Genomic DNA, 14960 nt, shown 5'->3' with positions numbered 1-14960 from the left:
AGCGGCTGAGCGTTGACGCGCGGGTGTGGACGATCGGGGCGATCGTCGGACCGGCTTGCTAGGTTTGACGGGTGAGCGCCCCCCATCCGACCCCCGCGGAAGACGACGGCGTGCACGATCTGCCGCCGCTGCCGTCGGTGCCCGCTGCCGAGGCGGCAGCTCAGCTCGATCGCCGCGAGGACGAACCGGCGGCGGCGCCCGCGGTGCCCCGACCGCGTCGTCCCGCGGCACAGCGCGGCGCCCCGCGCGTACCGCGGCCACGCAAGCCCAAGGCCACGCTCCCGCCGCCCCCCGACGTGCCGCCGGAGGTGGCTGCCGCACGATTCGAGGCGGCCCCGCCGCCACCGCCGTCGTCCATCGACGCGGGAGCCGAGATCTCGGAGAGTCCCGACCTCGAACCGGCGCTGCCGGAGGCCACCGCTGAGGGTGAGCGAGAGCCTGAGGTCGAGGTCGAGGTCGAGGTCGAGCCGGAGGCCGTGATCGAGGTCGAGCCCGAGGTCGTGATCGAGGTTGAGCCCGAGGCAGAGGCCGAGCCCGTGATCGAGCCCGATCAGACCGTTGCGGACGACGCCCAGGTCGCGCCCAAGGGTGCCCTCGAGGTCGAATCCGTCGCGGACGACGTTCCCGACCCGGACGCGGCGGCATCCGCGCTCGCGGAGATGCTGGCGGCGACGGGACCCGCCTCGACGGCCGATACCGATGAGTCCGTCGACGACGCCGGCGCGAACGTGCAGATCGAAGCGGTGCGTCTGAGCGGGGTCACGAAGACATTCGGCGCGACCGTCGCGGTCGACGCGATCGATCTGCGAATCCCGGCCGGCACTTTCTACGGGATCGTGGGCCCCAACGGTGCGGGCAAGACGACGACGCTCTCGATGATCGCGGGTCTGCTCCGCCCCGACAGCGGTGAGATCCGCATCGCGGGTGTCGACCTGGCATCCGCGCCTCGTCAGGCGAAACAGAAGATGGGCATCCTGCCCGACCGCCTGCGCACTTTCGACCGGCTGACCGGCAGGCAGCTGCTGCACTACTACGGAGTACTGCGCGGACTGCGCTCGGCCGTCGTGGAGAGTCGTACGGCGGAACTCGCGCGGGCGTTCGATCTCACCGACGCCCTGTCGCGGCCCGTGTCGGATTACTCGGCCGGTATGACGAAGAAGATCATGCTCGCCGGAGCCATGATCCATTCACCCCGCGTGCTCGTCCTGGATGAGCCGTTCGAGTCGGTCGACCCGGTCTCGTCGGCGGTCGTCCTCGACATCCTGTCCGCCTACGTCGCGCACGGCGGCACGGTCGTGCTGTCCAGTCACGGAATGGAGCTCGTCGAGCGTGTCTGCTCCGGACTCGCGGTGATCGTCGGGGGTCGTGTGCTCGCCGAGGGGACCGTCGATGAGGTGAGGGGAGAACTCACTCTCGAGCAGCGCTTCATCGAGCTGTCCGGCGGCATCAGCGACGCGGAGGGGCTCGAGTGGTTGCACACGTTCTCCGACTGAGGCTCGACCTCCTCGTCGGCGCCCTGCGCGCGGACCGACGCCAGATCGCGCGCACACTCGTGGGTGTCGCCGTGGTCGCGCTCGTCGTGGGCGCCGTGTGTGTCGCCGCATGGCGGCTGCGCTCGTCATCGGAGGACGCGGCATTCGCGGTGACGATGGTCGCGGCATCCGCTCTCACCCTCGGATTCTTCGTCACGGCCCTGGTGGGGGGCGTGGACGATCAGCTCGACCCGCGGCGATTCTCCGTCGTCGGAGCGTCGCCTCGCGCGACGGCCGGAGCGACGCTGCTGGCGAGCATGATCAGTGTGCCGGCGATCGCCCTGATTGTCGTCGCGGTGGCGTTGAGCGCGCTGTGGGCTGATCGTGGCGCTGCGGCGTGGGTGTGCATCGTCTCCGCCGTCCTCGGCGTGCTCACGTGCCTGCTGCTCGCGAAGATCGGCCTGGCCCTCGCGGGCATGGTGCGCGATCATCGCTCCAGAGAGCTGACGGGGGTGTTCCTCATCGCCCTGATCGTGGTCGTCGTTCCTGTCGTGGTCTTCCTCGCATCCCTGCAGTGGACCGACGGCGTACCGTCCGCTCTGGTCGCGGCCGTCGACCTTCTGGCGCTCACTCCTCTGGGCGCGCCATGGGCGCTGCCCGAACGCGCACTCAGCGGTGGCGCAGCGGGCCCGGCCGTTGTCGCGGCGCTGTCGGTCGCGGTGCTCGCGGCACTGTGGTTCTGGCTCGTCGACCGGTTGATGACGACCACCGAGCGCCCGGGGGTCGCGCGTCAGAAGCGCGGGCTGGGGTGGTTCGATCTGACGGGCGGCACAGCGGCCGGTGGCATTGCGGCACGCAGCATCGTCTATTGGTTCCGTGATCCGCGTTATCTGGTCAACATCATCATCGTGCCGATCGCGGCGGCCCTGACGATCATCCCGCTCGTGCTGGTCGGCGTGCCGATCGAGCTCGCGGTGCTGCTTCCGGCCCCACTGATCGCGCTCTTCTTGGGCTGGTTGCCGCACAACGACCTCGCCTACGACTCGACGGCTCTCTGGATGCACATCGCGGGCGCTGTGCGCGGCGCGGCGGATCGGGCCGGACGTCTCGTGCCGATCACGGTCGTCGGCGCGGTCCTGCTGGCGGTGGCCGTGCCGGTGACGATCTCCCTGCACGGACGTTGGGCGATGCTCCCGGCGATGGCGGGCGTATGCGCCAGCCTGTTCCTGGGCGGGCTGGGGTTGTCCTCCCTCACCTCTGTCATCGCTCCCTACGCCGTCTCCCGACCCGGCGACAGCCCGTTCCAGCAGCCGCAGCGCACCGGCGGTGGACTCTCGCAGGCGGTGGTGATGTTCGGGGCGATGCTCCTGAGCGTTCCGACGCTGTGGTGCGCCTGGCTTGCGTTGACGGCGGACGAGAGCTGGGCGTGGATCGCGCTGTGGGCAGGTGCGGGGTCGGGCGCGGTGGTGCTGCTGATCGGGATCTTCGCCGGCGGAGCCGTGTTCGATCGCACCGGCGAGCGTCTCATGGAGTTCGCCGAGTCGACGTGACCCTGGGGACGAACCCGTCCACGGGTGCCTCGCCGCCGATAGAATCGGTCACCATGAGCCCCCTCGACAGTCCCGATGCACCCGGTGACGGCGGCGTCGCCACCCTTGATCGTGAGCTCGAAGAGCTTCTGCGCGAGGAGAACATCGAGCCCGGTGACCACGAGCGGTTCTCGCACTACGTCAAGAAGGACAAGATCCTCGAGTCCGCCCTCACGGGCAAACCGGTGCGTGCGCTGTGCGGCAAGAAGTGGACTCCCGGCCGTGACCCGGAGAAGTTCCCGGTGTGCCCCACGTGCAAGGAGATCTACGAGTCGCTCATGAGCTGAGCGGTCCCGCTCACGCGTCGATGTAGACGGTGGGCAGCGCCGGGTCGGACCTGCTCAGGGCGAGCCCCGTCACAGGGAGTTCCTCGCGAACGATCCCGTGATGCTCCCGCGCGCGCGCAACACCGCCCGCCCCCTCGAAGGCGGGGTCGGGCTCGCCCGCCTCGACCAGCGAGACCTGCAGGGCGCGGGCGTCGGGATGGTCCGCCGCCGTCTGGATCTCGTCGAATCCGTCGGAGACGGCGATGAGCTCGCTGGTTGCCGTGCCCCGGGAGAGGGTGCGGAACGCGGCCTTGCGACCGCCCTTGGACCCCTTGTCGGTGGAGGTCTTGGCCACCGCGACCCAACCACCCGCGGCATCCTGCCGAGCGACGAGTTTGTAGACCATCCCTGCCGTCGGCGCGCCGGAACCGGTCACCACGGATGTCCCGACGCCGTAAGCATCGACAGGGGATGCCGCGAGCGCTGCGAGGGCGAACTCGTCGAGGTCGCTCGTCACGGTGATGCGCGTTCCGGTCGCGCCGAGCTCGTCCAGCTGCGCGCGCACCTCCGCGGCGACGGTGGGCAGGTCGCCGGAGTCGATGCGCACCCCGCCGAGGCCGGTGCCGGCGACGCGAATCGCGGTCTCGACGCCGCGGCGGATGTCGTAGGTGTCGATGAGCAGCGTCGTGTCGGTGCCGTGTGCCGCGATCTGGCTGCGGAAGGCGTCCTCTTCGCTGTCGTGCAGCAGAGTCCACGCGTGGGCGGCGGTTCCCATCGTCGGGATGCCCCACTCCCGCCCTGCCTGCAGGTTGCTCGTCGCACCGAACCCGGCGATGTAGGCGGCGCGCGCGGCCGCGACGGCGGAACGCTCTCCGGCGCGGCGGGAGCCCATCTCGGCGAGGGGACGGTCCCCGGCGGCGATACTCATACGTGCGGCGGCGTTGGCCACCGCGGAGTCGTGGTTGAGGATGCTGAGGGCCAGCGTCTCGAGCACGACCGCTTCGGCGAAGGAGCCCTCGACGGTGAGTACCGGCGATCCCGGAAAGTACAGCTCGCCTTCGCGGTAGCCGCGGATGCTCCCGGTGAAACGGTAGTTCTCGAGGTAGCGCAGGGTCTCGGCTCCGACGACGCGGTTGTCGCGGAGGTAGCGCAGCTCGTCGTCGCCGAAGCGGAACGCCCGCAGCTCCTGCAACAGCCGTCCGGTGCCGGCGACGACGCCGAAGCGGCGCGCTCCCGGGAGGCGCCGTCCGAACAGCTCGAACACGCAGCGGCGGGCCGCTGTCCCGTCCCGCAGGGCCGCATCGATCATGGTCAGCTCGTAGCGATCGGTGAGGAGGGCGGACGACGGGGCCTCGGCGCGGGTCATGCCGTCACTCTAGCGATGGCGCTGGTGACGTCGCCGTCAGCGCAGCGGCGGGTAGGGTGGAGAACCGTGAATGACGCACCGATCGGGATCTTCGACTCCGGTGTGGGTGGACTCACGGTGGCGCGCGCGGTCTCGCAGTTGCTGCCGCGCGAGTCGGTGCTGTACATCGGCGACACCGCGCATTCGCCCTACGGCCCCAAGCCGATCGCGGATGTCCGCCGCTACAGCCTCGAGGTGCTCGACACCCTCGTGGATCAGGGCGTGAAGATGCTGGTGATCGCCTGCAACACGGCATCCGCGGCGGTGCTGCGCGACGCGCGGGAGCGCTACGACGTGCCTGTCGTCGAAGTGATCGGGCCGGCCGTTCGCACAGCGATCTCCACCACGCGCAACCGCCGTGTGGGCGTCATCGGCACGGTCGGCACGATCGGCTCAGGCGTCTACCAGGACATGCTCGGCGTCAACGAGGATCTGTCGGTGTTCACGCAGGCGTGCCCGCGGTTCGTCGAGTTCGTCGAGGCGGGTGTGACCGGGTCGGCGGAAGTGCTCACCGTCGCCGAGGAGTACCTCGCGCCGCTGCGCCATGCCGGTGTGGACACCCTCGTGCTGGGGTGCACGCACTACCCGTTCCTGGAGGGTGCGATCAGCTATGTCATGGGCTCGGACGTCTCGCTCGTCTCGAGCGACTCCGAGACGGCCAAGGACGTCTACCGCCAACTCGTCTCACGTGATCTTCTGGCGGGGCCGGATGCCGTCGCCACCCATGTCTACGAAGCGACCGGCGACTCCGCCGACGACTTCCTCCGTCTCGCCGATCGGCTGATGGGCCGTGGCGTGTCCAGCGTGCGCCTGGTGCAGACCGGCGCCATCGACCTCCCGCACCCCTGGAAGGGGACCCCATGACCGATTCCACCACCCGCGCCGACGGCCGCACTCCCGACCAGCTGCGCCCCGTCACGATCGAACGCGGCTGGTCCGCGCACGCCGAAGGCTCGGCGCTGATCTCCTTCGGCGGCACGAAGGTGCTGTGCACGGCATCCTTCACCGGCGGCGTGCCGCGCTGGCTCACCGGCAAGGGCAAGGGGTGGGTGACCGCGGAGTACGCGATGCTGCCGCGTGCGACGAACTCACGCAACGACCGGGAAGCCGTCAAGGGCAAGATCGGCGGACGCACCCACGAGATCTCCCGCCTGATCGGGCGCGCGCTGCGCGCCGTCGTCGACACCAAGGCGCTGGGCGAGAACACGATCGTCATCGACTGCGACGTGCTGCAGGCCGATGGCGGCACCCGCACCGCCGCCATCACGGGCGCCTACGTCGCCCTCGCCGACGCGATCGAGTGGGGGCGGGCCAAGGGGCTGGTCGGCAAGAATGCCAAGGTGCTGCTCGACTCGGTCGCGGCGGTGTCGGTGGGCATCATCGACGGCGAGCCCATGCTCGACCTCGCCTACGTCGAAGACGTGCGCGCCGAGACGGACATGAACGTCGTGGTCACCGGGCGCGGCCTGTTCGTCGAGGTGCAGGGGACGGCGGAAGGTGCGCCCTTCGACAAGCGCGAACTCGATGCTCTGCTCGAACTCGGCGTGGCGGGATGCGCCGATCTGCGCGACGCGCAGATCGAGGTGCTCGCGTCGTGACCGGTGTTGCGAACTCCTCCGCGGCGGGCGACGGCGTCCGCCGCATCGTGCTGGCGACCCACAATCCGCACAAGGTGGAGGAGTTCGGTGCCATCGTCGCGCGCGTGCGCCCCGATCTCGAGGTGATCGGTTATGACGGCCCCGAGCCCGTCGAGGACGGCGTGACCTTCGCGGCGAACGCCCTCATCAAGGCGCGAGCCGCCGCGGCGCACACCGGGTTGCCGGCGCTCGCGGACGACTCCGGCGTGTGCGTGGACGTGCTCGGCGGTGCCCCCGGTGTGTTCTCCGCGTACTGGGCCGGGCACCGTAAGGACGCGCGGGCCAACCTGGAACTGTTGCTCGATCAGCTCTCCGACATCGCCGACCCGCATCGCACCGCTCAGTTCGTCTCGACCATCGCTCTGGTCGTTCCGGGGCCAGGCGGTGTCGTCCGTGAGGAAACGGTGGAAGGCGTCTGGCCGGGAAGACTCGCGACCGCTCCGTCGGGTACGGGCGGGTTCGGCTACGACCCGATCTTCCTGCCCGACGACCAGGGCGGGCGATCGGCCGCTGACCTGTCGCCGGCGGAGAAGAACGCCGCGTCGCACCGGGCTCGCGCCTTCGTCGCGCTGGCTCCGCTGCTGAGCACGCTGGAGCGATAACCGCTTTCATTCCCGACTAGGCGAAAGCTGCCGCGTGAAGGCTGAGCGCGGCCTAGCCTCGTTCCTATGCACGATCACGCACCGACCGGCATCCGTGGCGCGAGCAATCGCCGCCTGCTCACGATCTCGCTCTGTCTCACCGCAACCGTCATGCTGGTGCAGGTCATCGGCGCCCTCCTGACCGGGTCGCTCGCGTTGCTGGCCGACGCGGCGCACATGTTCACGGACTCGTCCGCACTCGTGGTCGCACTGATCGCCTCGACCGTGGCCGCGCGTCCTGCGAACGACCGCAACACCTACGGCTACCAGCGCGCGGAGGTGTTCGGCGCGCTGGTCAACGCGGTGATCCTGATCGCGCTGATGGTGTGGATCGCCGTCGAGGCGGTGCAGCGACTGCTCGCTCCGTCGGAGGTCGAGGTGGCCGGAGCGCTGATGCTGCTCGTCGCCGCCGTCGGCCTCGTTGCCAACGCCGTGTCGATGTACCTTCTCAGCGCCGCGCAGCGCCGCAGCATCAACGTGCGCGGCGCGTACATCGAGGTGCTCGGAGATCTCATCGGCTCGGCGCTGGTGATCGTCGCCGCCGTCGTCATCTGGACGACGGGATGGATGCCGGCCGACGCGCTGGCGTCGCTGCTCATCGCGGTGATGATCCTGCCACGCGCGATCGGACTGCTGCGCGAGGTGTTCTCGGTGCTGGGGGAGCGCGCGCCGCGGGGGACCGAGGTCGCGGAGATCCGCGATCACATCCTCGGCGAGGACGGCGTCGTCGACGTGCACGACGTGCACGTGTGGCAGCTCACCCGCGGCGCTCCGGTCTTCACCGCGCACGTCGTCGTCAGCGACGATCTGCTTGCCGGGGGATCGGCGGGAACGGGCGCGTTGCTGTCCCGTCTGCAGGGGTGCCTGTCCCGACACTTCGACGTGGAGCACTCGACCTTCCAGTTCGAGCCCGCCGGTCATCGGGAGCACGAGGCGCACGTCTGACACGCGGAACGGCTGCCAGCGACGCATCGCGTCGACGATATGTCACGATGCAGAGCATGGATGCCGCCACACGCGAGGAGTTCGCGACGCTGCGCCGACGCGCGTACGGGCCGGATGCCGACATCGACGACGACCCGGCGGCGCTCGCGCGGCTTCGCGAACTCGAGCAGCGTCAGGACCGCGGTTTTGCCGCCGAGCAGTCGGCACGGATGGCGGAGGCCGAGCGCCCGGCCGAACCGCCGGTGCCGCGACCGGAGAGCGCCGTGCCGGAGACGCCTGCGCCCGCCGGGGACGCGGCCGCTGTCGGCGTTGCTGAGCCGCACGGGGCGGGGCAGCACTATCTCTCGTCGCCGACCCCTCCGCCGATCGGCCGTGCGCTGCTCATCGGGTGGGCTGCGTCGATCGTGGTCGTCGCGATCGTCGTGGGCGCGCTCGTGTTCGCACTGGCGTCCCTGCGACCGGTGTCGGCGGTCACCGGTGCCCGTCAGGTCGCGAGCCTGGACCAGCCGACGGCGGACGTGCCGATGGTGCTGCCGTGGGCGCGCAACGGCGACCGGGGCACCACCTACAGCTTCGCTGGTCTGCTCATCGTCGTGTCCTCCGGCGAGAACCGCGGTTTCGAGGGGGAGTGCGTCACCGTGCTCCAAGACGCGCCGGACGTCGCGGGCTCCCAGATCGGCAATAGCGCGTGCAGCGCGAGCCCCTTTCACCCGGCGGTGTCCATCCACGTCGACCGCGGCAGCTCGGAAGAACTGACGGCAGCCTTCCCCGTCGGCACGGTGCTTCAGTTTGAGTGGGACGGCACCGCCGTAGCTGTCTTCGCCGCGGACCCGCCTGCGCCGACCAGTGCGCCGGCGTGAGGGCTACTCCTCGCGGCGAACGTCCATCGGCTGCTTGTCGGCGCGGAGTCCTCGCCACCGTGCGTGACGGAGCGTGCCGTTGGGCGTGAACTCGGCGTACTGGACCTCGCCGACGAGTTCCGGGCGCAGCCAGAGGGCGTCGGAGGCGTCTGCGGCGGGCACGCCGACGAACGGGTTGGTGTCGGCGCGCAACGGCCGCATCCGCTCCTCGAGTCGGGCGAGCTCGCGGTCGGTGAACCCCGAGCCCACGCGGCCGACATAGCGCAGGCCCCCGGCATCCGGGATGCCGAGCAGCAACGATCCGATGCCGCCGCGTCGTTCGCCCTTTCCGGGGCGGATGCCGCCGATCACGACCTCCTGCGTCGCCGTCAGCTTGACCTTGAGCCATCGTTCGGAGCGGATGCCGCGTCGATATGGCGACTGCGGATCCTTCACGACGACACCTTCCAACCGCAGGTCGGCGGCAGCCGTCAACGCGTCGGCGATGTCATCGGTGACGGGCGGCACGACGAGCGGTGATGCGGCGTCTGCCGTCACCGACTCGAGCAGTTCTCGTCTTTCGCGGAGGGGTCGCTCTGCGATGTCGTCGTCGCCGATGCACAGCAGGTCGAAGACGAAGTAGTGCACGGGTGTGGCGGTGGCTTCGCGGGCGATGTCGCGGGCGCCCGTGAGATGCATCCGCGACTGCAGTCGCGTGAAGCTCGGGTGCCCGGCGGCATCGAGCGCGACGATCTCGCCGTCGAACACGGCGGGCAGCGCGCCGAGCCCGAGGTCTGCGGCGGTGAGCTCGGGATAGCGCTCCGTGATGTCGACGCCGCTGCGTGCACGCAGCCGCATCCGCTCGCCATCCCATGTTGCGACGGCCCGGATGCCGTCCCACTTGAACTCGACCCACGGGAGGCCGCCCCAGCGTCGGGCCGCGGAGGTGGCCAGCGCGGGTGTCGACGACACGGCGAGCATCGGCGCCGCGCTGTCGCTAGACGAGCGAGACGGCATGCGGTGACCGGCGCCGGCAGCGGCCACGGCGGACGTCGCCGCATCCTTCCCCGCCGGCTTCGTGCGGTGCAGTAGCCACTGCGACTTCTCGCCGGCGCCCGACGTGCGGATCAGGGCGAGGCGCACGCGTCCGAGCGGTCCGCCGGGACGGCCCGTGAGGGTCGCGATGACCTCGTCATCCCGCCACTTCTCCACGGTGAAGGTGCCGGAATCCCACACGGTCATGGCACCCGCCCCGTACTCGCCGGCGGGAATCTCGCCGGCGAACGTCAGGTACTCGATCGGGTGCGGTTCGGTCATCACCGCCAGGTGGTTGCGGTCGGGAGAATCGGGGATGCCGCGAGGCACCGCCCAGCTCACGAGCACGCCGTCGCGCTCGAGCCTGAGGTCCCAATGCAGCCGCGACGCGTGGTGCTCCTGAATCACGAACCGCCATGTTTGCGTCGAGCCGCCATGATTCGGCGCGTCAGAACGTGGCGGCTCGGCGGAAGAATGGCGGCTCGGCGGGAAGGGCTCGGGCGTGGCGGAGGGGGTGCGCTTGGCCACGTACGCGGCGAGCGGATCGGGGGCGGCGGGGGCGAGGGGGGCGAGCAGGTCGCCGTCGGCGGCGGCGCGGGTGAGCACCTCGTCGATCAGCAGGTGGCGCAACTCGGGGTCGTCGAGCTCGGCCCAGTTGCGCGGAGCCGCGACGGTCGGTCGGGCGCGCCCGCGGAGCGAATACGGGGCGATGGTGGTCTTCGCCGCGTTGTTCTGCGACCAGTCGACGAACACCTTGCCGGGACGGGCGGCCTTACTCATCGCGCTCACGACGAGATCGGGATCGTCCGCTTCCAGGGCGCGTGCCAGTTCGCGGGCGAACACCGAGATCTCGTCGCTGGATCGAGTCGTGTCCAGCGCGGCATACAGGTGAATACCCTTGGATCCGCTCGTCACCGGCGACGGCTCCATGCCCATGTCCGACAGGATGCCGCGGGCCCGTCGTGCCACCTCCGCGCATTCGGCGAGCCCGACGCCGGGGCCCGGGTCGAGGTCGAGCACGAGGCGGTCGGGGTATCCGCGCCCGCCGTGGTCGAAGCGCCACTGCGGCGTGTGGAGTTCGAGGCTCGCGACCTGCGCGAGGTAGACGAGTCCGGCGACGTCGGCGACCAGCGGGTAGTCCTTCGCTCCGCCGGAATGGTCGATCGGGTGTCGCGGCATCCAATCGGGCGCGCCGGCTTCGAGGTCTTTCGCGAAGAAGGGCGCCTCGCCGGTGCCTTCCGGCCAGCGCAGCCTGGTGACCGGCCTGCCGGCAAGGTGCGGCAGCATCACGGGAGCGATGCGCGAGTAGTAGTCGATCACCTCCGCCTTCGTGGTGCCCGTGTCGGGATAGAGCACTTTGTCGAGGTTGCTCAGACGCAGGCGACGCCCGCCGACGTCGACCACCTGCGCTGACTGTGCCATGGCGCCAGGCTAGCGTCCAGCCCCTGGCGTCGGCCGCCGCGAGCCGGTTGGATGGCCCCATGAGAGCGATCTGGAAGGGCGCGTTGACGTTCGGCCTCGTCAACGTGCCGGTGAAGGTGTACTCGGCGATCGAGGACCACGACGTGCCGCTGCACCAGGTGCACGCGGCCGACGGCGGGCGCATCCGGTATCAGCGCATCTGCGAGCTCGACGGCGAGGTCGTGCCCTACGCCGACATCGACAAGGCATACGACGACGGCGAGCGCACCGTGGTGCTCACGGCGGAGGACCTCGCCGCACTGCCGTCAGAGCGCAGCCGCGAGATCGAGGTGGTCGAGTTCGTCCCCAGCGACCAGATCGATCTGCTGACGCTCGACCGGCCGTACTATCTCGAGCCCGACTCGTCGTCGCCCAAGGCGTACGTGCTGCTGCGCAAGACCCTGGAACGCACCGATCGGACGGCCGTCGTGCGTTTCTCACTGCGGCAGAAGACGAGACTGGCCGCCCTGCGCGTGCGCGGCGATGTGCTCGTCCTGCAGACGCTGCTGTGGGCCGACGAAGTACGCGAGGCGACCTTTGCCGCTCTCGACGAGCCGGTGAAGATCTCCGACAAGGAACTGGAGCTGTCGGCATCCCTCGTGGAGAGCTTCTCGGCCGACTTCGATCCCGACCAGTTCGTCGACGAATACCAGCAGGAGCTGCGCACCCTCATCGACGCCAAGCTGGAGAAGGGCGATGCCCTCGACACGTCCGAGACCTTCGGCGAGAAGGGTGAGAAGGATGCCGGCGGCGAGGTCATCGACCTGATGGCGGCGCTGAAGGCCAGCGTGGAGCGCAGCCGCGCGGCGCGGGCCGAGAAAGAGAAGGTGGCCTCGCCCGAGAAGGACAAGGCCACCAAAGCATCCTGAGTCAGGCCGCGGGCGTGCCGTCTTCGAGGGGCTCGACCGTCTCGGCCGGCGTGCCGGACTGCTGCTCGTGCTTCACCTTGCGGCGCTCGGAGAAGTAGTGCCAGACGGTCACCAGTGCGGTGCCGCCGACAGCCGCGAGCAGGATGAGGTCGATGTAGTGCTCGACGAAGGTGGCCACCGGCGGGATGAAGCCGATCAGGTACCCGAACATCGTCAGGCCGAAGCCCCAGAGGATGGCGCCGATCAGGTTGTACAGCGAGTACTTGCGCCACGGCATGTGACCGACACCGGCGGCCACCGGGGCGAAGGTGCGGACGATCGGCACGAAGCGGGCGAGGATGACCGTGAGGCCGCCGTACCGCTCGAAGAACGCGTTGGTGCGCTCCACGTTCTTGCGGCTGAACAAGCCGGATTCCTTGCGCTCGAAGACGGCGGGTCCGCCCTTGTGCCCGATGAAATACCCGACCTCACCGCCGATGAACGCCGCGAGGCCGATGAGCAATGCCACCCACCACACGCTGATGCCGAAGATGCCGTGCGGCGTGGTCGCCGTCGAGTGCGACAGCAGGCCCGAGATCACGAGGAGTGTGTCACCCGGAAGGAGGAAGCCGACCAGCAGACCGGTCTCGGCGAAGACGATGAAGCACACCACCAGCAGAGCCCACGGGCCCGCGTTCTGGATGATGGCTGCGGGGTCGAGCCAGGGGATGAGGGCGAGAGCGTGCACAGACTTCCCGTCGGTAGATCGGCGGTGGAGGGCCCGCTCCGAGAGGTGAGCGGTCGCGGTCAGTCTACCGGGGCGGTTCCCGAGTGATTGCGGTGAATCGGCTGATCAATCCAGGCGCGGATCGTTGAGCGGTAGCGGCTAGATTGCTAGCATGCTGTCATGCCCCTCGACCCCATCGCCGGTCGCGCCGACAAGGCGCAGTTCAACGTCTACTTGCCACGTGCGCTCATCACGCAGGTCAAACACCGGGCAATCGATGAAGGGCTGAGCCTCAGCAGCTTCGTCGAGCGGGTGCTACAGGCCTCTCTCGACACTCCATCCTCGACCCGTCAGAAGGAGGATCTCTCATGATCGTCACTCGTCCCGTGCAGTACACCTCCGACGTTGCCGGATACCGGCGCCTGTTCGCGGCGCTGGGGCTGGTCGCTCTCGTGGAGGAGGCGGACTGGTCGGTCTACGCAGCGGGAGACGGGCGCGTCGCGCTGCACCGCGTGGAGCCGGGTGACCCGCTGGACGGCCTCGCCGCGTTGGGTTTCGAGTCCGACGACCTGGATGCCGCGGCCAACGCCTTCGGTGATGCGGCCCGGCGCTTCGTCGCGGACAACGGCGCATCGGGCGTCGCGATCGCCGGCGAGCTCGAGCTCGTGGTGCTCGAGCTCGCCCCGGGGGAGCGGCACGGAACGCAGGGCTTGCGCGCGCTCGGCCTGTGGGTGAGTGCGCATGTGGATGCCGCGGCATCCGTGCTGGAGCGTCTGGGACTGCGCGCCGAGGTGCGCAGCGACAGCGGCCGGTGGGTGCAGCTCGTGGCGGATGCCGGGCTTGCGGCCGTGCACGACGGCGATGTACCTGCGGCGCAGGTGTCGTTCGAGTACGAGGGTGATGTGGACGAGCTGGCCGCGCGGGTGCGCGCGGAGGGAGTGGACGCGCACGTCGTGGACGAGTCGTATGGGCGGACGCTTCTGATCCCGCGACCGGACGGCGGCGAGCCGATCTGGATCAATGAACGCCAGAGCGACCTTTACGGCTACACCGCGCTCTGATCGGGCGTCGGTGCGCCCCTCCGTCCATGCTTCTGTGCGGAAGGTGGGACTTGAACCCACACGCCCGAAGGCACAGGAACCTAAATCCTGCGTGTCTGCCGATTTCACCACTCCCGCGCAGGAGTCAGTCTATCCGGCGGCGTCGGCCGTCTCGGGGGCGTGGGTGTCGGTGAGGGCCGCAACGCGGGGGCGACCGCCGACGATCCAGTAGCCGAGTCCGACGACGATGCCGCCGCCGACGAGGTTGCCGAGCCCCACCCAGAGCATGTTGTTCGCGAACAGGGCCCAGGTGAAGTGGGGGTCGCCACTGAACAGGCCGATGCCGTAGGTGGTCATGTTCGCGACGACGTGCTCGAAGCCGGAACTGATGAAGGCGAGGATCGCGGCGAAGATCAGCAGGATCTTGGCGACGTCGGAGCGCACGCGCGCGCACATCCAGATCGCGAGGCACACGAGCACGTTGCAGAGGATGCCGCGGACGAACAGCTGCAGCGGACCCTCCTCGGCCTTGGCAGCGAGCATGTCGGCGATCATCTTGCCGGCGGGTGCGTTGGAATGCAGGACACCGGACGCGACGATGAGGGCGGCGAAGACGAGGGCGCCGACGAGGTTGGCGACGAAGGTGGCCGCCATGGTGCCGATCGCGCGCCACCACCCGACTGCGCCCATCAGGGCGCCCTGGGGGAGGATCATCATCGCGCTGGTGAGAAGGTCGGCGCCAGCGAAGACGACGAGGGTCAGGGCGACGCCGAACACGAGGCCGGCGACAAGTTTTGCGAGGCCGTCGCCCGCGGCGATGAGTGGTCCGGCGGTGGCGACCATCAGCACGACGCCGATGCCGATGTAGGCGCCGGCGAGCATGCCGGACACGGCGAAGCGGCCGGGTGAGCGCAGTCCCTCGGCCTTGTGGACCGCGGCATCCGCCTGCACCTGCAGGGTCTCGGGAATCGTGAGCACGACGGCAGTCTACGAAGAGTGGTCGGACCACAATGGGCGGTTGGGCTGTGGAAAATCGAGCACTGAGATGTGAACGG

15 protein-coding genes and 1 tRNA gene are annotated in these 14960 nt (G+C 69.6%); 11 read left to right on the top strand and 5 right to left on the bottom strand.

Annotated features, from left to right (window positions below; genetic code table 11):
* The first annotated feature begins 71 nt into the window (after positions 1-71).
* Genes PP359_RS03635 through PP359_RS03625 form a run of 3 tightly spaced genes read left to right on the top strand, consistent with a single transcriptional unit; the run spans position 72 to position 3348 of the window.
* Entirely contained in the window at positions 72-1493 is a 1422-nt protein-coding gene (locus tag PP359_RS03635) for an ABC transporter ATP-binding protein (RefSeq protein WP_036318204.1), read from the top strand.
* Entirely contained in the window at positions 1469-3022 is a 1554-nt protein-coding gene (locus PP359_RS03630; RefSeq protein ID WP_112931306.1) for a hypothetical protein, read from the top strand. The genes PP359_RS03635 and PP359_RS03630 overlap by 25 nt, the downstream gene beginning before the upstream one ends.
* A gap of 53 nt (positions 3023-3075) precedes the next feature.
* Positions 3076-3348 (top strand): DUF3039 domain-containing protein, encoded by a 273-nt coding sequence (locus tag PP359_RS03625; RefSeq protein WP_005055043.1) that lies wholly within the window; start codon positions 3076-3078, stop codon positions 3346-3348.
* Positions 3349-3358: 10 nt separating this feature from the next.
* Here the strand turns inward: PP359_RS03625 and PP359_RS03620 are convergent, their stop codons facing one another.
* A complete protein-coding gene (locus PP359_RS03620) occupies positions 3359-4693 on the bottom strand; it encodes a nicotinate phosphoribosyltransferase (protein ID WP_294944765.1) in 1335 nt (444 codons plus the stop codon).
* A 66-nt stretch (positions 4694-4759) separates the two neighbouring features.
* Between PP359_RS03620 and murI the strand changes: the two genes are divergently transcribed.
* The 5 genes from murI to PP359_RS03595 all read left to right on the top strand — a co-directional run bounded on the left by murI (position 4760) and on the right by PP359_RS03595 (position 8815).
* Complete coding sequence (murI, locus tag PP359_RS03615) at positions 4760-5596, top strand: glutamate racemase (RefSeq protein ID WP_039415710.1); 837 nt, start codon at positions 4760-4762, stop codon at positions 5594-5596.
* Positions 5593-6330, top strand: coding sequence for a ribonuclease PH (gene rph, locus PP359_RS03610; RefSeq protein WP_112931308.1), 738 nt, complete (start codon positions 5593-5595; stop codon positions 6328-6330). The genes murI and rph overlap by 4 nt, the downstream gene beginning before the upstream one ends.
* Complete coding sequence (gene rdgB / locus PP359_RS03605) at positions 6327-6971, top strand: RdgB/HAM1 family non-canonical purine NTP pyrophosphatase (protein WP_112931309.1); 645 nt, start codon at positions 6327-6329, stop codon at positions 6969-6971. Before rph ends, rdgB begins: the two co-directional genes overlap by 4 nt.
* Before the next feature lie 66 nt (positions 6972-7037).
* Complete coding sequence (locus tag PP359_RS03600) at positions 7038-7955, top strand: cation diffusion facilitator family transporter (protein WP_112931310.1); 918 nt, start codon at positions 7038-7040, stop codon at positions 7953-7955.
* A 56-nt stretch (positions 7956-8011) separates the two neighbouring features.
* A complete protein-coding gene (locus PP359_RS03595) occupies positions 8012-8815 on the top strand; it encodes a spermidine/putrescine ABC transporter permease (RefSeq protein WP_239498578.1) in 804 nt (267 codons plus the stop codon).
* A gap of 3 nt (positions 8816-8818) precedes the next feature.
* On the opposite strand, the gene PP359_RS03590 is transcribed toward PP359_RS03595, so the two are convergent.
* On the bottom strand, positions 8819-11251 hold the full coding sequence (locus PP359_RS03590; RefSeq protein ID WP_499249913.1) for an ATP-dependent DNA ligase: 2433 nt from the start codon (positions 11249-11251) through the stop codon (positions 8819-8821).
* 59 nt (positions 11252-11310) lie between these two features.
* Between PP359_RS03590 and ku the strand changes: the two genes are divergently transcribed.
* Positions 11311-12159, top strand: a complete 849-nt coding sequence (gene ku, locus PP359_RS03585) for a non-homologous end joining protein Ku (RefSeq protein WP_499249912.1) — start codon at positions 11311-11313, stop codon at positions 12157-12159.
* Position 12160: 1 nt separating this feature from the next.
* Here the strand turns inward: ku and PP359_RS03580 are convergent, their stop codons facing one another.
* The gene (locus PP359_RS03580; protein WP_135949070.1) at positions 12161-12886 is read right to left on the bottom strand and encodes a DedA family protein; all 726 of its coding nucleotides are present in this window, start codon (positions 12884-12886) and stop codon (positions 12161-12163) included.
* 159 nt (positions 12887-13045) lie between these two features.
* On the opposite strand from PP359_RS03580, the gene PP359_RS03575 reads away from it, so the two are divergent.
* Positions 13046-13237, top strand: a complete 192-nt coding sequence (locus PP359_RS03575; protein ID WP_005055065.1) for an Arc family DNA-binding protein — start codon at positions 13046-13048, stop codon at positions 13235-13237.
* The gene (locus PP359_RS03570) at positions 13234-13926 is read left to right on the top strand and encodes a hypothetical protein (protein ID WP_135949071.1); all 693 of its coding nucleotides are present in this window, start codon (positions 13234-13236) and stop codon (positions 13924-13926) included. Before PP359_RS03575 ends, PP359_RS03570 begins: the two co-directional genes overlap by 4 nt.
* Before the next feature lie 35 nt (positions 13927-13961).
* On the opposite strand, the gene PP359_RS03565 is transcribed toward PP359_RS03570, so the two are convergent.
* Positions 13962-14043 (bottom strand) — tRNA-Leu (locus PP359_RS03565).
* A gap of 12 nt (positions 14044-14055) precedes the next feature.
* Entirely contained in the window at positions 14056-14883 is an 828-nt protein-coding gene (locus PP359_RS03560; RefSeq protein ID WP_135949072.1) for a formate/nitrite transporter family protein, read from the bottom strand.
* Positions 14884-14960: the final 77 nt, after the last annotated feature.

Source organism: Sphingomonas sp. BLCC-B65, from assembly GCF_028550675.1.
Taxonomy (GTDB): domain Bacteria; phylum Actinomycetota; class Actinomycetes; order Actinomycetales; family Microbacteriaceae; genus Microbacterium.
Note: the sequence above shows the minus strand (reverse complement) of the source record. Positions and strands in the feature narration are given on the sequence as shown.